Annotated in this window: 16 protein-coding genes and 1 pseudogene; all 17 read left to right on the forward strand. The window is 55.4% G+C overall.

Going from position 1 to position 18,944, the window contains the following annotated elements; translation table 11 throughout:
• The first annotated feature begins 265 nt into the window (after positions 1–265).
• Positions 266–805 (forward strand): adenylate kinase, encoded by a 540-nt coding sequence (locus B3X29_RS21765; protein WP_159339344.1) that lies wholly within the window; start codon positions 266–268, stop codon positions 803–805.
• Between the two features lie 110 nt (positions 806–915).
• Positions 916–1,911 (forward strand): LLM class flavin-dependent oxidoreductase, encoded by a 996-nt coding sequence (locus tag B3X29_RS21770; RefSeq protein ID WP_159339343.1) that lies wholly within the window; start codon positions 916–918, stop codon positions 1,909–1,911.
• Positions 1,908–3,029, forward strand: a complete 1,122-nt coding sequence (locus B3X29_RS21775) for an amidohydrolase (protein ID WP_103179679.1) — start codon at positions 1,908–1,910, stop codon at positions 3,027–3,029. Before B3X29_RS21770 ends, B3X29_RS21775 begins: the two co-directional genes overlap by 4 nt.
• A gap of 15 nt (positions 3,030–3,044) precedes the next feature.
• A pseudogene (locus B3X29_RS21780) lies at positions 3,045–5,305 on the forward strand (NtaA/DmoA family FMN-dependent monooxygenase).
• Between the two features lie 9 nt (positions 5,306–5,314).
• Positions 5,315–5,824 (forward strand): GNAT family N-acetyltransferase, encoded by a 510-nt coding sequence (locus B3X29_RS21785; RefSeq protein WP_159339341.1) that lies wholly within the window; start codon positions 5,315–5,317, stop codon positions 5,822–5,824.
• A gap of 9 nt (positions 5,825–5,833) precedes the next feature.
• Positions 5,834–6,757, forward strand: coding sequence for an amino acid ABC transporter permease (locus B3X29_RS21790; RefSeq protein ID WP_159339340.1), 924 nt, complete (start codon positions 5,834–5,836; stop codon positions 6,755–6,757).
• Positions 6,741–7,514: an amino acid ABC transporter ATP-binding protein gene (locus B3X29_RS21795; RefSeq protein ID WP_290567520.1), complete on the forward strand. Its 774-nt coding sequence runs from the start codon at positions 6,741–6,743 to the stop codon at positions 7,512–7,514. The genes B3X29_RS21790 and B3X29_RS21795 overlap by 17 nt, the downstream gene beginning before the upstream one ends.
• A gap of 9 nt (positions 7,515–7,523) precedes the next feature.
• A complete protein-coding gene (locus B3X29_RS21800; RefSeq protein WP_159339339.1) occupies positions 7,524–8,411 on the forward strand; it encodes a transporter substrate-binding domain-containing protein in 888 nt (295 codons plus the stop codon).
• A gap of 43 nt (positions 8,412–8,454) precedes the next feature.
• A complete protein-coding gene (locus tag B3X29_RS21805; RefSeq protein WP_103179672.1) occupies positions 8,455–9,075 on the forward strand; it encodes a glutathione S-transferase family protein in 621 nt (206 codons plus the stop codon).
• A gap of 32 nt (positions 9,076–9,107) precedes the next feature.
• Positions 9,108–9,338, forward strand: coding sequence for a tautomerase PptA (gene pptA, locus B3X29_RS21810; RefSeq protein ID WP_156654533.1), 231 nt, complete (start codon positions 9,108–9,110; stop codon positions 9,336–9,338).
• Between the two features lie 300 nt (positions 9,339–9,638).
• Positions 9,639–9,917: a hypothetical protein gene (locus B3X29_RS21815; RefSeq protein ID WP_231736635.1), complete on the forward strand. Its 279-nt coding sequence runs from the start codon at positions 9,639–9,641 to the stop codon at positions 9,915–9,917.
• Positions 9,914–12,049: a T6SS effector phospholipase Tle3 domain-containing protein gene (locus B3X29_RS21820; RefSeq protein ID WP_414672019.1), complete on the forward strand. Its 2,136-nt coding sequence runs from the start codon at positions 9,914–9,916 to the stop codon at positions 12,047–12,049. Before B3X29_RS21815 ends, B3X29_RS21820 begins: the two co-directional genes overlap by 4 nt.
• 9 nt (positions 12,050–12,058) lie before the next feature.
• The gene (locus tag B3X29_RS21825) at positions 12,059–12,766 is read left to right on the forward strand and encodes a T6SS immunity protein Tli3 family protein (RefSeq protein WP_156654529.1); all 708 of its coding nucleotides are present in this window, start codon (positions 12,059–12,061) and stop codon (positions 12,764–12,766) included.
• Between the two features lie 3 nt (positions 12,767–12,769).
• Positions 12,770–13,477: a T6SS immunity protein Tli3 family protein gene (locus B3X29_RS21830; RefSeq protein ID WP_156655480.1), complete on the forward strand. Its 708-nt coding sequence runs from the start codon at positions 12,770–12,772 to the stop codon at positions 13,475–13,477.
• A gap of 323 nt (positions 13,478–13,800) precedes the next feature.
• Positions 13,801–16,311 (forward strand): DUF2345 domain-containing protein, encoded by a 2,511-nt coding sequence (locus B3X29_RS21835; RefSeq protein WP_290567525.1) that lies wholly within the window; start codon positions 13,801–13,803, stop codon positions 16,309–16,311.
• A complete protein-coding gene (locus B3X29_RS21840; protein ID WP_414672020.1) occupies positions 16,308–18,443 on the forward strand; it encodes a T6SS effector phospholipase Tle3 domain-containing protein in 2,136 nt (711 codons plus the stop codon). The genes B3X29_RS21835 and B3X29_RS21840 overlap by 4 nt, the downstream gene beginning before the upstream one ends.
• A gap of 9 nt (positions 18,444–18,452) precedes the next feature.
• A partial coding sequence (locus B3X29_RS21845) for a T6SS immunity protein Tli3 family protein (RefSeq protein WP_290567528.1) occupies positions 18,453–18,944 on the forward strand: 492 nt, incomplete at its 3' end.

Genomic DNA, 18,944 nt, shown 5'->3' on the forward strand with positions numbered 1-18,944 from the left:
CCGGACGGCGTATTCTCCACAAATTCCCGATAATTAGAAAGTATCGCCATTAACTATTTTTTATTGGTTATGGGTGGCGCGCGTAATAAAAATGTCATCAACAAGGAGAAAAGGTTGGGGGTGGCGGGGAATAAATTGACTTAAGCTAAATATAAAGAAAGTAATGGATACCTGACCGAAACCGGACTCTTCGAAATAGCGTTTCATTAACAATGATAAAACATTATCATGGTTGACCACGGTTATCCGCTTAACAGGTAAGACGATGAAAATTAATATTATTGGCACCAGCGGCAGCGGCAAGAGCACGCTCGCCCGCCGGATCGCCACTGAACTGGCGCTGCCCTGTATCGAAATGGATACCCTCTACTGGCTCCCGGAGTGGCAGGGCACCCCGGACGATGTTCTCTTTGCGAAACTGGAAGCCGCCCTCAGCGCGACACCTGGCTGGGTGCTGGACGGCAACTATAACCGCACCCGGCCCATAAAATGGCGCGACGTGGATCTGGTGGTATGGGTGGATTACGGTCTGGCCCGCACCCTGCGTCAGGCGGTGACGCGGGCGGTAAAACGCGCCTGGACGCAGCAGGAGCTGTGGCCCGGCACCGGCAACCGGGAGAGCTTTCGCCGCTCCTTTTTCAGCCGCGAGTCGATCCTGCTCTGGACGCTTAAAACCTGGCGCAGCAACCGGGCGCGCTACGAGGCGGATATGCGCAACCCCTCTTATGCCCATATCCGCTTCGTCCGTATTACCACCCGACAACAGGCCGAAGCGCTGCTCGCGGAGCTACGTGCAGCGCGCTAACCCGCCGCGGTATTTCTGAAATATGGCAAACCAAATGTAAATTAATTGTTTCTCAGCGGTGAAATCGCCCCTTAATAATGGCGACATGTTTAGTCAAACGAGATTGCAACATGTCCTGGCGAATCAGCATTCTGGATAAAAGTCCTGTCGCAGAACACGAAACGGCCGCCGATGCGCTGGCCCGCACCCTGAGCCTGGCGCAGCAGGCGGAGACGCTGGGTTATCACCGCTTCTGGATTGCCGAACACCACAACACCCCGCAACTGGCGAGTCCGTCCCCGGAGCTGCTGATTGCCTGGATCCTCGGGCAGACCCGGCGCATTCGCGTCGGCTCCGGCGGGGTCATGCTGCAACACTACAGCCCCTACAAAGTGGCGGAAAACTTCAACCTGCTGGCGGCGATTGCCCCGGGGCGTGTGGATCTGGGCGTCGGCAAGGCGCCCGGCGGGCTGCCGCTCTCGACAAAGGCGCTCCAGCTCGGCCTCAACTCGCAGGAGAAGGGCGATTTCGCCGCACAGCTGGCGCAGCTGGATGGCTGGATCAACCCAGGTTCAGAGGAGGAGGCGGTGCGTGCCACCCCGCGGCCGCAGGTGCCTGCCGCCGGTTTTCTGCTCGGTGCCAGCGTGGAGAGCGCGCGTCTCGCCGCCCGCCTCAACTGGGACTTTGTCTTTGCCGCCCATCTGAATGGTGACCCCGAACTTTTGCGTGAGGTCATTGAGACCTGGCGCGCCCACAGCGCCCGCGAGGTCATTGTCGCGGTGCAGGCCATCGTTGCCCCCACACAGGCGCAGGCCGGGGCGCTGGCAAGCGCAGTAGAGGTGTGGGGCGTTGAGCTGGCCAACGGCCAGCGGGTGACCGTCGCCAGCGAAGAGCAGGCCTACGCCTTTGCCCGCCAGGCGAACAGTGAGCCGCTGCGCATCGCCCGTCGCGCCCAGTCCCTGCTGGTGGGCACTGCGGAGTCGGTGCTGGAACAGCTGGAGGCGTTGCATCAGCAGTGGGGCATTCACGAGTTCATCATTGATACCCCGGTGGCTGACGGCGCTGCGCGGGTGCAGTCCCTGCGTCTGCTGGCCCAGGCCCGACAGCAACGGGAGGTGGCGGTATGAGCCTGGAGCAACAGCTGATCGCCTGGCGCCGCGAGCTGCACCAGAACCCGGAGCTTTCCGGCGAGGAGGTAGAAACCACCGCGCGCCTGCGCCAGTGGCTGGGGGATGCCGGGATCGCCATCCTTCCCTATGACCTGCAAACCGGCGTGGTCGCCGAGGTGGGGAGGGGTGAAAAACAGATTGCCCTGCGCGCGGATATCGACGCCCTGCCGATTGAGGAGCGCAGCGGGGTGGCGTTCACCTCTCAGCGTGCCGGGGTGATGCACGCCTGCGGCCACGACATACACACCAGCGTCATCCTCGGCGCCGCCTTGCAGCTGAAAGCGCGGGAAGAGGCGCTCAATGGCCGGGTGCGGATCCTGTTCCAGCCCGCGGAGGAGAACTTTGGCGGCGCCAAAAGCCTGGTGCGCGCCGGGGCCCTGCGCGACGTCAGCGCCATCTTCGGCATGCATAACGAACCCGGTTTACCGGTCGGACACTTTGCCACCCGCGGCGGCCCGTTTTACGCCAACGTTGATCGCTTCGTGTTGCGCATTACCGGTAAAGGCGCTCACGCCGCCCGTCCTCATGAAGGTCACGACGCCATCGTGACCGCCAGTCAGCTGGTGACGGCCCTGCAAAGCGTTGCCAGCCGCAACGTCAACACCCTCGACTCGGTGGTACTGAGCGTGACGCGCATTACCGGGGGAAATACCTGGAACGTGCTGCCGGAGCACGTCGAGCTGGAAGGAACCCTGCGCACCCATCGCACCGAAGTGCAGCAGAACGTGAAGGCCCGGGTAGCTGAGATCGCCGCCGGATTCGCCAGCGCCTTTAATGCGCAGATCGATATCACCTGGTATGCCGGGCCTACCGCGCTGGTCAACGACGCCACCTGGGCCGAGTTTGCCACCTCGGTGGCGCGGGAAACTGGCTACGAGACGCAGCAGGCGGAGCTACACATGGGCGGGGAGGATTTCGCCGTCTACCTCCAGCAGATCCCCGGCGCCTTCGTCAGCATTGGCAGCGCCAGCCCCTATGGATTGCATCATCCGGCTTTTAACCCGGACGAAGCCCTCATCGCACCCGCCGCGCGCTATTTCGCCCGGCTTGCAGAAAAAGCACTGAATCAACTTTAAGGGGAAGGAGTCACTATGACCGCAACACGACAGCTGCGTCTGGGCACGATATTGCATGGCGCGTCGGGGAATATGTCGGCCTGGCGCCACCCGGCAGCAATCGCCGATGCCAGCATCAATTTTGATTTCGTCAAAGAGACGGCCCTGAAGGCCGAAGCGGGCAAGCTCGACTTTATCTTTGTCGCCGATGGCCTCTACATCAACGAGAAGTCGATCCCGCATTTTCTCAACCGCTTTGAGCCCCTGACCGTGCTGTCGGCGCTGGCGACCGTCACCTCCCGGCTGGGGCTGGTGGGGACATTATCCACCTCCTACAGCGAGCCGTTCACCGTGGCGCGCCAGTTCGCCAGCCTCGATCACCTGAGCCATGGCCGGGCGGGCTGGAATGTGGTCACCTCGCCGCTGGAGGGGTCAGCAAAAAATTTCTCCCGGGATAAGCACCCGGAGCACGCCCTGCGTTACCGGATTGCCGACGAATATCTCGACGTGGTGAAAGGGCTGTGGGACTCCTGGGAGGGCGACGCCTTTGTGCGTAACAAAGAGACCGGGCAGTTCTTCGATCCGCAAAAGCTGCACACCCTCGATCACCACGGGGATTTCTTTAAGGTGGCCGGGCCGCTGAATATTGGCCGCACACCGCAGGGCAGGCCGATTGTCTTCCAGGCCGGCGCCTCGGACGATGGCAAAAGGCTGGCGGCGAAACATGCCGACGCCATCTTTACCCACCATGACACCTTTGATGAGGCCCGGGCGTTCTGGCACGACGTGAAAAGCCAGCTTAAACAGCATGGCCGTCGGGAGGACGAACTGCACATCTTCCAGGGGGTAAGCGTCATCGTCGGGAAAGACAGTGACGATGTGGAGCAGCAGTACCAGACCACCGCCGCGCTGGTCTCCATCAAAGATGCCCTGAACTATCTTGGCCGCTACTTTGAGCATCACGATTTCAGCCAGTATCCGCTGGACGAGGCCTTCCCGGACATTGGCGAGCTGGGTAAAAACAGCTTCCGCAGCACCACCGATGAGATCAAACGCAACGCCCGTGAGCGCAACTTAACCCTGCGTCAGGTGGCGCTGGAAGCCGCCTCGCCGCGCCCGCGTTTTTCCGGCACCCCGGAGCAGGTGGCCGATGGGTTACAGCAGTGGTTTGAAGGCCATGCGGCGGATGGCTTCATTATTCAGGGCGGCACGCCGGACACCTTCCCGCGCTTTGTTGACCAGGTGGTGCCGCTGTTGCAGGCGCGCGGCCTGTTCCGCACTGAATACCCCGGCACCACCCTGCGCGAGAGCCTGGGTTTAGCGCAGCCCGTTAATCAGTTCACAAAACAATAAGAGAACCTGCCATGAAAAAATCATCGCTTATTCTGGCGCTCGCGCTGGCCTTTACCCCTGCCGTCTGGGCAGAGAACGTCACAATTAACGGCACCGGGGTGAGCCTCGAGGCCAATAAAACGCCGATCAACACGGCAAAAAATCCGCAGGCCATCGCCCAGTTGCCCGCCAGTTTTAAACCGGTGGTGCCGGGAAAATTCACCGTAGCGATTGCCGGCCTGAGCCAGCCGCCGCTGACGGTCTTCGCCGATGACAACAAAACCCTGATTGGCAGCGAGGCGGATATCGCCCGTCTGGTGGCCGACAGCCTCGGTCTGGAGCTGAACGTGGTGCCTACCTCCTGGGAAGACTGGCCGCTGGGGGTCTCCTCCGGGAAATACGACGCGGCGATCAGCAACATCACCGTGACTAAAGCGCGCAAAGAGAAGTTCGATTTCGCCACCTACCGGAAAGATTCGCTGGGCTTCTACGTCAAATCCACCAGCCCGATCAAGAAACTTGAGCAGGCTGAGGATATCGCCGGGCTGCGGATCATTGTGGGCTCCGGCACCAACCAGGAGGCGATCCTGCTGGCGTGGGATGCGGAGAACCAGAAGAAGGGGCTGAAGCCGTTCACCCCCATCTACACCAAAGACGAAGCCGCCCAGACCCTGGCGTTACAGTCCGGTCGCGCGGACGCTTACTTTGGCCCGAACGTGATCGGCGCATGGAAAGCGGCCCTGAACGGGAAAACCAAACTCGTGGGCAGCGTGGACGGCGGCTGGCCGAAAGCGGCGCACATCGCCGTCACCCTGAAAAAAGGCAGTGGCCTGGCAGAGCCGGTGCAGACCGCGCTCAACGGCGTGATCAAGAACGGCGACTACGACAAGGTACTGAACCGCTGGGGTGAAGGGGTGGAGCGCATCCCGTACTCCGAAGTTAACCCGGCTGGTCTTGGCGACTAAGGAGATCCTATGAGCGACCTTTTTCGTGACGTTTCACCGGAGGATGCCGATCTTCAGCCCATTATTAACGGGCTGTTCGGTGAATACGCGGCGCGCTACGGGGACTACTTCTCTAAAGATGCCGAGGTGGAACTGACCGAGTGGTATCTGCCGCCCCAGGGTCTGTTTATCGTGCTGGAGCGCGACGGAAAGATTATCGCCACCGGGGCCTACAAGCCTTTCGATGCCCGAACCGCCGAGATCAAACGTATCTGGACCGACAAATCCCTGCGCCAGCAGGGGCTTGCCGCCCGGGTGGTGCAGGAGCTGGAGCGCCGGGCGCGGCTTGCCGGTTACAGCCAGATCTATCTCACCACCGGCTTCCGCCAGCCGGAAGCGGTGCGGCTCTACCTGAGCCAGGGCTACGCGGCGCAGTTCGATCTTAACCGCGACCCGGAAGAGTACAGCCAGCCGCCGTTTGACGGACGGCTGCGCTTCACCAAAACGCTGGTACGCGAAGCGTTCAGCAAATCAGCTTGAGGAACGACGATGAACAACGTTGAAACCATCAAAGTGGTCCCGGCGCGCTATCCGCTGCGCACGGTGGGGGCGATTGTGGCGCTGTTTGTGCTGGCGGTGGTCATTCAGTCGGTGGCCTTTAACCCCCGCTGGGAGTGGAGCGTGTTTGCCCGCTGGTTCTTCGACCCGGTGATCCTCGAGGGCGTTGGGCAGACATTGCTCCTGACGCTGATCGGCACCCTCCTTAGCGTGGTGTTTGGCGGCGTGCTGGCCCTGGCGCGGCTCTCCTCGTCGTGGCTGTTGAGCAGCCTCGCCTGGGGGTACATCTGGCTCTTCCGCTCCCTGCCGCTGATTGTGGTGCTGATCGTTCTCTACAACTTCTCCTATCTCTACGACAGGCTGTCGCTCGGCGTGCCGTTTACCGGCATCACCTGGGGCAGCTTTGAAACTATCAACGTGCTGGGGCAGTTCTCTACGGCGGTGGTCGGGCTGACGCTGGTGCAGAGCGCCTATACCGCGGAGATCATTCGCGGCGGCTTTTTAGGGGTCGATCACGGCCAGTATGAAGCGGCAGCGGCGCTGGGCTTACCGGCCTCACGCCGTACCCTGCGTATCATTCTGCCGCAGGCGCTGCGCACCATTTTGCCTTCCGGGTTCAACGAAATCATCAGCCTCGCCAAGGGCACAGCGATGGTTTATGTCCTGGCGATGCCGGAGCTGTTCTACACCATCCAGATGATCTACAACCGCACCCAGGAGGTGATCCCGCTGCTGATGGTCGGTGCCGTCTGGTATCTGGCGATCACCACCGTGCTGTCTGCCATTCAGCACCTGGTTGAGCGAGGCCTGGCCCGCAGCGAGCGCCGCTCGGCAGTGAACAGCTCCCGCGCCACCCGCACCCGTTCAGTCACCACTCCAACCACACAGGAGCCCATCCATGCCAGCCTCTCCTGAAGGACATATTTCGATTACCGGTGTGAGCAAGTTCTTTGGCCGCCACAAGGCGCTGGATAACGTCTCGCTGGAGATCCCGCCCGGCTCGGTAACGGTGATCCTCGGCCCATCTGGCTCGGGCAAATCGACGCTGCTGCGCACCATTAACCACCTGGAGCGGGTCGATGAGGGCTTTATTCAGATTGACGGGGATTACATCGGCTATCGTCGGGAGGGCAACACGCTGTACGAGCTGAAAGAGAAGGCGATCCTCAAACAGCGGGTCAATGTCGGCTACGTGTTCCAGAACTTCAACCTGTTCCCGCATCTGACGGTGCTGGAGAACCTGATCGAAGCGCCCATCGCCCACAGACAGCTGTGCCGTAAAGAGGCCATCGAGCGGGCTTACGAACTGCTGGACGTGGTGGGGCTGCGGGATAAAGCCGACGCCTGGTCGCGTCATCTTTCTGGCGGGCAGCAGCAGCGCATCGCCATTGCCCGGGCGCTGGCGTTGCGTCCGCGGGTGATCCTGTTTGATGAACCCACCTCGGCGCTGGACCCCGAACTCGTTGGCGAGGTGCTGGATGTGATCAAAAAGCTGGCCCGCTCCGGCACTACGCTGGTGGTGGTGACCCATGAGATCGGCTTCGCCCGGGAAGTGGCGGACCAGGTGGTGTTTATGGTCGACGGCAAAATCGTGGAGCAGGGCAGCAGCGACGAGGTACTGAACCGACCGTCCCACGCCCGAACGCGGCAGTTCCTGTCCAAAGTGCTGTAAGGAGTGAAGATGAAAAAGGGCGTACTGGCGTTACTCATGGTGGCATCCACAAGCCACGCCGCGATTGATTTACAGGCCAACGAACAGCCACTGCCGGTGACGGTGGACAAGCAGGCGGTGGCGAAGATCCCGGCTAACTATAAATTTGTCGAACCGGGCACCCTGACGGTGGCCATTTCGGCGCTCAACTCCCCGCCGCTGGCGCTGCTGGCCAGCGACAACCGCACCCGCATCGGCAGCGACCCGGATATCGCCCGATTGCTGGCGGGCAGCCTCGGGCTGAAATTAAAGCTGGTACCGACGGCGTGGGAGGACTGGCCGCTGGGCATCACCTCCGGGCGTTACGACGTGGCGCTGGTGAACATTGCGGTGACCGAGCAGCGTAAAGAGAAGTTTGATTTTGCCACCTATCGCGTCGATAACCTGGCCTTCTCGGTAAAATTCACCAGCGAGGTGCAATCGATTAAAAGCGCCGCCGATCTCTCAGGCAAAAAGGTGATTGTCGGCTCCGGCACTAACCAGGAGCGCATTCTGCTGGGCTGGAACGAGGAGAACAAAAGCGCCGGGCGAGAGCCTGCGCTGCCGGTCTATCTGACCGACGACGCCTCCGGCAATCTCTATATCCAGTCCGGCAGGGCGGATGTCTTCTTCGGCCCGCAGTCGGTCTCGGCTTACAAAGCGGCGCTGACCGGCAAAACCCGGGTGGTGGGCTTAGGGCCGAAGAAGGCGTATGTGGCGACCACGACTAAAAAGGGGAACGGGCTGGTGTATGCCTTACAGGCCGCCCTCGACGGGGCGATCCAGCGGGGAGAGTACCAGAAAGTGCTGGCGCGCTGGGCGGAGCAGGGCGAAGCGGTAACGCAGTCGGAGGTCAATCCGCCAGGCATCACCTACTGATGCTGCTCTACACTTAGGGTTTTGACCCTGAAGTGGAGCGATCATGATCAAAGTGTATGGCGTACCGGGCTGGGGTTCAGCCATCAGTGAGGTGATGCTGACCCTCGCCGACATTCCGTATCAGTTTATCAACGTCGACGGGTTCGATAAGCCGGGGGCAACCCGTGAGCTGCTGGAAAAACTCAACCCGCTCTGTCAGGTGCCAACCCTCGAGCTGGAAAATGGCGAAATCATAACGGAGACGGCGGCGATTGCGCTGATGATCCTCGATCGTTGCCCGGAACTTGCGCCTCCGGTTGGACGCGCGGAGCGCCAGCAGTTTCAGCGCCTGCTGATCTGGCTGGTAGCCAACGTCTATCCCACCTTTACCTTTGCCGACTACCCGGAGCGCTGGGCACCGGACGCCCCGGAACAGCTACAGCAAAACTGCCGTGAATACCGGAAATCGCTCTACCTGTGGCTGGATAATCACCTCAAAGCCACCCCATACGCCTTTGGCGAGCAAATCACGCTGGTGGACTGCTACCTGTGCGTGATGCGTACCTGGGGACCACGTCCGGACTGGTTCGCTGCCAATACCCCGAAGATCACGGCCATCGCCGATAGCGTGTGCAAGCTCCCGAAACTGCACAAGGTGCTAAAAGACAACACTATTCTCTGCTAGTCTGGAATGCTCATTCAAAAGGAGCCCTGCACATGCCACACGTTGATATCAAATGTTTCCCGCGCGACCTGAACGACGAGCAAAAAACCGCCCTGGCGGCGGATATCGCCGAGGTGATTACCCGTCATCTGAACAGTAAAGATCGCGCCATTTCCGTAGCCCTGAACGAGGTCGCAGAAGCGGACTGGAAAGCGCAGGTCTGGGACAGGGAGATTGAGCCGAAGCTGGATGAGTTGATTAAGAAACCGGGTTATTCGATGTAAATCTTTTGCCCGGCCTGCGTGTACTGTACCCGTGTAGGCCGGGTAAGGCGCAGCCGCCACCGCAACCCGGCAAATAAGGTTGCCGGTTAAAATAACGTATTCGTCATTTTGATATTTAAAACTGGATGAACGGTATTTATTTTATATTTGCGTGGTGATTTTTTAAAGAGTATAGATTTATTTTGTGAATAACCTGATAATTATCATATCTGGTTTCATATAGCCAGGTCATATTTTGATAACGGGTTTGGGTGTGTTATTTAAAAATACACCCACCGTTTATTAAAAGGATGTTTAACTATGCCAGGGAATTCCGCGGCGGTCCAACAACAGGACACCTTGAATCGTTATTTGTTGTATTTTCCCCGAAGTAAAAGCGTTATTCCGGATGTTCACTCGTTTACCGGAACAGAGGGGTTAAGCGAGCCCTGGCTACCAACACAACAGATTAACGGCTCGACTACGCAATTTTCCCGCCTTAAGTCATACGTTGTTGAAGCGCTGTATGAGTGCGTGCTGGAGCATGAGCTGGCACTGCTGGTCAGACGCTATCGTTACAAAAAGGGGCTGATGGAATGAGGGAGACGAAGACAAAACCGTACGCCCCGCGGGTGGTCTCGGATGGCGATATTCCGGTACACAAAAGCCTGGGCGAAGTGGCCCAGACGCGCAACGTGGGCGTGCCGCGCCCGATGCCGTGCATTGTGATTCTGGTCCACGGGGTGAACGACGTGGGTGAGTCCTACCAGAACCAGGAGAAGGGCATTCTTGCAGGATTGGGGAAACGGCTTAACCGGCAGGATTTTTATGCCCATACCTGGAAAGACTACAGGATCACCGCTCCCGGCCGTTCGCCCGTCATCCCGTTTTACTGGGGATATAAACCGGTGACCTGTGACGACTACCGGGCAGACCAGAAGCGCTACCGGGAGGAAGTCAGCAAGCTGAGTGAGAAAGCCCATCTGCCGTATGACGCCTATCAGGAAAATAACGAGAAGAATAAAGCGGCGCTGGGTAATGACGGCAAAGGACCCTTTAAATTCCAGAGCGATAACTTGAAAAACGCGCTTGATATGCATTTTGCCAAAGGAGGCGGAACCTTTGCTAATGCGACGACCACTATTCCCGACATGTTAGGGCCGGGTGCCGGTGGCTTTGGTGTGGCCGCAGCGGGATTTGCTTCTCTGCACCTGAATGGCGGCGATTTCACCCATCCTGTTTATGAAAACCCGCACCGCATTTATCAGTTTTTTGCTGCGCAACGGCTGGCGGATTTGATTATTCAGATTCGAAGTGAGCCTGTCACTGAAAAGGATGTGATTAATGTGGTCGCCCATAGCCAGGGAACTATCATCACCATGCTGGCAAATATGCTGGTCAAACAGGCCGGTTATGACCCGGTTAACTGCGTCATTCTTAACCACTCTCCCTATTCGCTGGAGTCGCGCGCATTTGAAAATATTCAGCCCGGATATCAACAGACCAACGCGGCCAGGCAGAACACCTTCAAAAACTTCTGTCGCCTGATGTACACGCAGTGGAAAGGGGGCGGAAAAATAACAGAGGGTGAACTGCAGGCGATGGAGGCCTCCTGCACCCTGCGTAAACCTTCCGATAATCCGCTGCGGACCGATGACCGGTATTGCCGGAGCAACGACGGCAAGGTGTACAACTACTTTTGTCCGAACGACGGTGTCGTGTCGCTGGAAAATGTGCAGGGGATGGGCTGGCGGGGCATCCCTCAGAAAATAGCCCGTGATATTCCTAATCTGTATCAGCGCGTTTTTTATCAGCACGGCGAGGTAGGGAAAGAGCCGGACGGTGCGCCTTTTACGTTACCGCCGCGAAAGGAGGGAGATGCAGAATATGCCTTCCTGACGAACAGCAGTTATAACTTTCGTGATGTAATCATTAACGGCGAGGAATTACCGGAGCCGTTTATTTTCAAGCTCCAGGGGCAGGATAACCATCCTGATAACGATCCAAAAACCAGTGACAAACCCTATACCTATTATATCGATCCGGAAAGTCCGGACGCTTACATCTCCTATTCCGCCAAAGCCAGCGCTATTAAGCGCACGGACTCTGCAATGTATATGCTCAACAGCTATCAGCGAGTTAGCTGGAAACCAGGGCATGTCTTAACGCGCGATGAACTTGAGATTGAAAGTATTGCCCGGAAACACACAGTCATTGAAGGGAAGGTTACGGGTTCAAAAGAGTACCCGGTACTGTCCATAACCTGGCTGAAAACCCGTGAAGAGCTGGAAGCAGAATGGCAGAAAACGGATCCGGTTGGTTACAGCCAGCACTCTTCCATTGTGATGAGCGAGTTTGCGCCGTCTCAGGCAATGGCCTTTGACCTGGCGATTGGACAGTGTAAATCGTTTGATTTCAAAGCGGGGAAATTCTGGGAAGAGCTATTGCATCGTGCAGACTGGCGGGATCCATTAAATGGTTTTCCTGCTGCTAAAGAATATTATTGTTCCGGAAGATTACCAGCGGGTACGACTAAAAACTTTATGAATAAACCTGACAATGTGCTACCACAAGGTGATTACGGTGTAAAGAATGATTATGCCGGCATCCGACCTCGGTCACGTCATCCGAAAGATATTGATATGGGTATTGTCAGGTTGGAAGACTTCAAGGAAATGAAGTTATTGCAATGGGAAATGCCAAAACCTAAAAGTGACAGCCAGTTGGCTTAAGGACAGAGCATGAAGGGACTTTGTGTTGTTTTCGCATTCGCTACTATTTTACTGACTGCGAATAGTTTGGCGAAAACGCCACCGACGCAGGTTGTTTATCGGTTCGATGACCATCGCTACCTTGAGTTAAAAGGTTGGGATTGCCAGGGGGAACTCTGGTATACGGATATAAAGCGAGGCATTCATTCACAGCCATATTTTCAGTTTTACCGAATATTCACCCGCAAATTTATTCATCCTTCAGAGCGTTATATTTCTATCCCAAACTGGGAGGTGGATGGATTTCTTGTTTCGAAAGATTATGGCGAAACATGGAAGGCTGTTGGCTTTGCTCCCGGGCATAATGAACCTAATGGTGATGACTACGCGCCTGCTGAAGACGTATTATCCTTCACCGTCGTCAACGATCAGGGTTTTTTACAGACCAAACACCGTCTGTATATGTCGTCAAAGCCGTTTGAAGATCCGCGTATTCTGCCTGGTGGCCCAGGCATTGAATTTACCGTGGAGGACGGTATGGGAGGCATAGTTAACGGGAAGCTGGAACCCCGTTCTCCGGGCTGGGCCTGGGGGATGATTTATATGACTAAGCAAGGGCTTGAAAACAGCACTCAACAATTTAAAACGAACTGGCAGGGTTTACCCGACAAAGTCCCCGAAGTGAAGGGGTACACCGGCTGGGATCATATGCGCTGTGACATGGATGCGGGGCGATAAATGATGAAAGGATTATGTACTATTCTCGCAGTCGTCACCGTTGTGCTGGCTTCTGAGTGCCAGGCGAAAGAGTCACCGACACAAGTTATTTATCGGTTTGATGAACATCGTTACCTCGAGTTGAAAGGATGGGATTGTGAAGGAGAACTCTGGTATACGGATACCAAACGGGGTATTCACACAATGCCAGCCAGTCAGTTTTATCGAATTTTTACGCGAAAGTTTATTCACCCCTCTGAGAAATATATAGCAATTACCAACTGGCAAGTGGATGGATTCCTTGTTTCAAAAGATTATGGCGAAACATGGAAGGCTGTTGGCTTTGCTCCCGGGCATAATGAACCTAATGGTGATGACTACGCGCCTGCTGAAGACGTATTATCCTTCACCGTTGTCAACGATCAGGGTTTTCTGCAGACCAGACACCGGCTGTATATGTCGTCAAAGCCGTTTGAAGATCCGCGTATTCTGCCGGGTGGTCCAGGCATTGAATATACCGTCGATGACGGTATGGGAAGCAAAGTAAATGGGAAAATAGAACCCCGTTTCCCAGGGCCAGCCTGGGGGATGGATTACATCACCAAACAAGCACTGAAAGATAATACAGCCCAATTTAAAGCAAACTATCAGGGCTTACCCGACAAGGTACCTGAAGTGAAGGACTATACCGGTTGGGATCGGATGCGCTGTGACATGGATGCGGGGCGATAGGTGATGAAAGGATTATGCCGGGCGGCGCTGCGTTTGCCCGGCCTACAGTTTCCGTGCCCTTCCAGGCCGGGTAAGGCGCAGCCGCCACCCGCAAATGAGGCCGCCGGATAAAAAAACGTGTTCGTCATTTTGTTATTTAAATCTGATTAAAAGGTGTGTGCTTTATATTTGTGTGGTGATTTTTTTTTATGCCTATGAATTTATTTAGTGAATATCCTTGTATCTATAACGCCTGATTTTACATGGCTAAATCATATTTTAATAATAGCGTTGGGTGTATTATTTAAAAGCAGGTCCACCGTTTATTAAAAGGATGTTTATCTATGGCAGGGAACAACGAAGTTGTCCAGCAGGCTACCTTAAATCGTTATTTGTTGTATTTTCCCCGTAGTAAAAACGTTATTCCTGATGTTCACTCGTTTACCGGAACAGAGGGATTAAGTGAGCCCTGGCGCTATACCATTCGTTTTACCAGTCCGGATCAAAACATTGCTATTGATGCTGTCCTTAACCAGATGGCCGAATTTATTCTGCGAGCCCCAAACCCAAAAGCCTCCTGGCAGGGACAAACGCCCTGGCTACCGTTACGACAGATAAACGGTACGATCACAAAATTTTCCCGCCTTAAGTCATCCGGTGATGAAGCCCTGTATGAATGCGTGCTGGAGCATGAGCTGGCGCTGCTTGACAGATACTACCGCTCCGCCGTGTACATGAATATCACAGTACCGGAACTCGTCACGAAGCTGATGAAGGAGAGTAGTCATTTTGATGGCTACAACATCGATTTTGACCAGCTGAGCCACAGCTACCCTCGCCGGGAGATGATTATCCAGTGGAAAGAAACCGATCTGCAGTTCATCCGCCGTTTGCTGGCGGAGGTGGGGATCTGGTTCCGCTTAGAGAATCACGACAAAGTGAAGGCTGAAACCGTCGTTATATTTGGCGATTCTGAACGTCGCTATATCTTCAGCGACAAACCGGTGCCCTATGTGCGCCATTCTGGCATGACCAGTTACGCCGATTACATTACCGATCTGGAGGAACAGCACGATTTAATCCCCCAAAACGCGTTGGTACGCACCTATAACTACCGCGACCCGCACTCGCCTCAGGCCGACAAAACTATCGACATAAGTGATATCCCTCAGGGTGTCACCACAGGACAACATTATCACTATGCCGATCCTTACCTGACTAACGGTGATTATTATGGCGAAGAGGCGGAAACGGCCACGTTTTACGCCCGGCTTCGTTATGAGCGTCTGCTGAACGGCCAGAGTATTCTGGGCGCAACGACCAGCGATCCCGAACTTCAGCCGGGTATCATATTTCACCCCACGGGGCCCATTCCAGACGGTTTTAAACCCGGCTTTCTGATAACGAAAATGACCATCCGCAGCAGTCGCGCGGAACATTACCGCGCCGTGCTGACGGGTATCCCCTACATCCACGGCTACAGCTTCCGCCCTGAATATATACCCCGGCCAGTGATAGCCGGAACCGTGCCTGCAAGAGTGGCGGCTATCGGGGGAGATAAAACTTATGCCGGGCTTGATGCGCACGGGCGCTACCGGGTGAAGTTTGATTTTGACCTGGATGAGAAGCGTGACGGGTTTGAAAGCGCTCTGGTACGTCTTGGAAGAGCCTATGCCGGTGACACCTTTGGCATTCACTTTCCGCTGCTGGACGGCACCGAGGTGGCCATTGGTTTTGAAGGCGGCGATCCGGACCGACCTTTTATTGCCCACGCTATGCATGATGGCAGCCGCCCGGATTTAGTCACCAACCGCAACGATACCCGCAATGTGATCCGCACGGCTGCGTTCAACAAGATTCGTCTTGAGGACCGCCGCGGCCAGGAGCATATCAAGATTTCTACGGAGTACGGCAAGGGGCAATTCAGCGTGGGACATCTGGTCGATGCTGAAGGGAAAAAACGTGGCGAAGGCCTTGAGGCCCGTACCGATGACTGGATGTCACTGCGTGCCGCCAAAGGGGTGATGATCACTACTGAAGCCCAGCCACGCGCCGCAGGGAAACAGCTGGATATGGCAGCAGCCATCGCGCAGCTTGAGAAAGCTTTATCGCTGGCGATGACCCTGCAACAAAGTGCGCTGACGGCGGGGGCCTGTAATGTCGAAACCGACCAGCAGAATGCGCTCAGTCAGGCGTTAAGTCATCTCACGGAACCCGGCATTCTGGCCTATGGCAAAAACGGGATTGCTCAAATCACACCGGACAGTCTGCAACTGTCTGCCGGGAAGGACCTGATCGCCACGGCGGGCAATGATACCAGCGTGAATGTGGTGAAAAAATTCTCACTGGCCGTGGGGGAGAAAATTTCGCTGTTTGCCCGCAAGCTCGGTATTCAGATGATTGCCGGTGCAGGGGATATCACGACCCAGGCGCAGCGCGGTGAAATGCACATGCTGTCACAGCAGGATTTCACGCTGACCAGTACCGCCGGGAAGATGAACGGCAGTGCCAGAGAGGGGATGCAGTTTGTCTGCGGTGGGGGCGGGATCCGCATCAGTCCGAACGGGCTGGTCACCATTTTCTCGCCAACCGGCATTGAGCTTAAAGCACCGAACCTGAAATACGACGGTCCGGAAAGTGCGTCAGTTCAATCGCCATCCTTCGAGAAAGGTGCTTTTAAGCTCCGCTATAAGCTGCACGCGGGCGATGACCCGGAGCAAATTCTGGCAAACAAAAAATTCAGACTGACGAATTCGTCCGGCCAGATTGTAGAAGGCGTGACGGACAGCAATGGTCATTCACCGCTGCTTGATGCTGACGATCTCGATAGTTACAAAATGGAGTTGATGGAATGACGGAGTCGAAGACAAAACCATATGCCCCACGGGTGATCTCTGAAGGCGATATTCCGGTACACAAAAGTCTGGGAGAAGCCGCCCAGACGCGCAACGTGGGCGTGCCGCGCCCGATGCCGGGGATCGTGATCCTGGTCCACGGCGTAAACGACGTGGGTGAGGCCTACCAGAATCAGGAGAAGGGCATTCTTGCAGGACTGGGAAAACGGCTTAACCGGCAGGATTTTTATGCCCATACCTGGAAAGACTACAGGATCACCGCTCCCGGCCGTTCGCCCGTCATCCCGTTTTACTGGGGATATAAACCGGTGACCTGTGACGACTACCGGGCAGACCAGAAGCGCTACCGGGAGGAAGTCAGCAAGCTGAGTGAGAAAGCCCATCTGCCGTATGACGCCTATCAGGAAAATAACGAGAAGAATAAAGCGGCGCTGGGTAATGACGGCAAAGGACCCTTTAAATTCCAGAGCGATAACTTTAAAAACGCGCTTGATATGCATTTTGCCAAAGGGGGCGGAACCTTTGCTAATGCGACGACCACTATTCCCGACATGTTAGGGCCGGGTGCCGGTGGCTTTGGTGTGGCCGCAGCGGGATTTGCCTCATTGCACTTTAATGACGGGGACTATACGCATCCAATATATGAAAATCCTCACCGTATTTATCAATTTTTTGCCGCTCAGCGGCTGGCGGATTTGATTATTCAGGTCAGGGCAGAGGATATAACAAGGAATGATATTATGAACGTGGTAGCTCATAGCCAGGGAACTATCATCACCATGCTGGCAAATATGCTGGTGAAACAGGCTGGATATGCTCCGGTTAACTGCGTCATTCTTAACCACTCCCCGTATTCGCTGGAGTCGCGCGTATTTGAAAATATTCAGCCCGGATATCAACAGACCAACGCGGCCAGACAGAACACCTTCAAAAACTTCTGTCGCCTGATGTACACGCAGTGGAAAGGTGGCAGAAAAATAACAGAGGGTGAACTGCAGGCGATGGAGGCCTCCTGCACCCTGCGTAAACCTTCCGATAATCCGCTGCGAACCGATGACCGGTATTGCCGGAGCAACGACGGCAAGGTGTACAACTACTTTTGTCCTAACGACGGCGTCGTGTCGCTGGAAAATGTACAGGGGATGGGCTGGCGGGGTATCCCTCAGGAAATAGCCCGGGATATTCCTAATCTCTTTCAGCGCGTCTTTTATCAGCACGGCGAGGTAGGGAAAGCGCCGGACGCAAAGCCTTTTGCGTTGCCGCCGCGAAAGGAGGGGGATGCAGAATACGCCTTCCTGACCAACAGCAGCTACAGCTACCGCGATGTGGTGGTGAACGGAGAGGAATTACCGGAGCCGTTTACGTTTAAACTCCAGGGACAGGATAACAGACCTGATGACGATCCAAAAACCAGTGACAAACCCTATACCTATTATATCGATCCCGACAGTCCGGACGCTTACATCTCCTATTCCGCCAAAGCCAGCGCTATCAAGCGCACGGACTCTGCAATGTATATGCTCAACAGCTATCAGCGTATCAGCTGGAAACCGGGGCATGTCTTAACGCGCGATGAACTAGAGATTGAAAGTATTGCCCGGAAACACACAGTCATTGCAGGGAAGGTTACGGGTTCAAAAGAGTACCCGGTACTGTCCATAACCTGGCTGAAAACCCGTGAAGAGCTGGAAGCGGAGTGGCAAAAAATCGATCCGGTTAGTTATAGCCAGCACTCATCTATTGTCATGAGTGAGTTTGCGCCGTCACACGCGATGGCGTTCGATCTGGCTATTGGGCAGTGTAAAGCGTTTGATTATAAGGCAGGAAAGTTCTGGGAGGAGCTGTTACATCGTGCAGACTGGCGCGATCCAATGAATGGTTTTCCTGCTGCTAAAGAATATTATCGTTCCGGACGACTGCCAGATGTCTCGACAAAGAACGTAATGAATAAACCAGATGAAGTGCTGCCTAAGGGTAATTACGGTGTGGATAATGATTATGCCGGTATCCGACCAAATGTTCGTAACCCGAAAAATATCGATATGGGCTTTTTCAAAGCAGAAGACTTTCAGGAAAGGAAGTTATTGCAATGGGAAATGCCAAAACCTAAAAGTGACGGCCAGCTGGCTTAAGGACTGAGCATGAAGGGACTTTGTGTTGTTTTCGCATTCGCCACTATTTTACTGACTGCGAATAGTTTGGCGAATGAGCCGCCGACGCAGGTGATTTATCGGTTTGATGATCATCGATTTCTGGAGCTTAAAGGCTGGGACTGCGAAGGAGAACTCTGGTATACGGACACTAAACGAGGTATTCACACAATACCAGCCAGTCAGTTTTATCGAATTTTCACGCGAAAATTTATCCATCCTTCTGAGAAATATATAGCAATTACCAACTGGCAAGTGGATGGATTTCTTGTTGCAAACGATTATGGCCAAACCTGGAGAGCGGTTGGCTTTGCGCCCGGACATCATGAACCTAATGGAGATAACAGAGCGCCCGCAGAAGACGTGGTGTCTTTTACTGTCGTCAGCGATCAGGGTTTTCTACAGCACAAACACCGGCTGTATATGTCTTCAAAACGGTTAGGATCTCCGCGCAATGTGCCGGGGAGCACAGGGGTAGAATAT

Source organism: Leclercia sp. UBA5076, from assembly GCF_002416465.1.
Lineage (GTDB): Bacteria > Pseudomonadota > Gammaproteobacteria > Enterobacterales > Enterobacteriaceae > Enterobacter.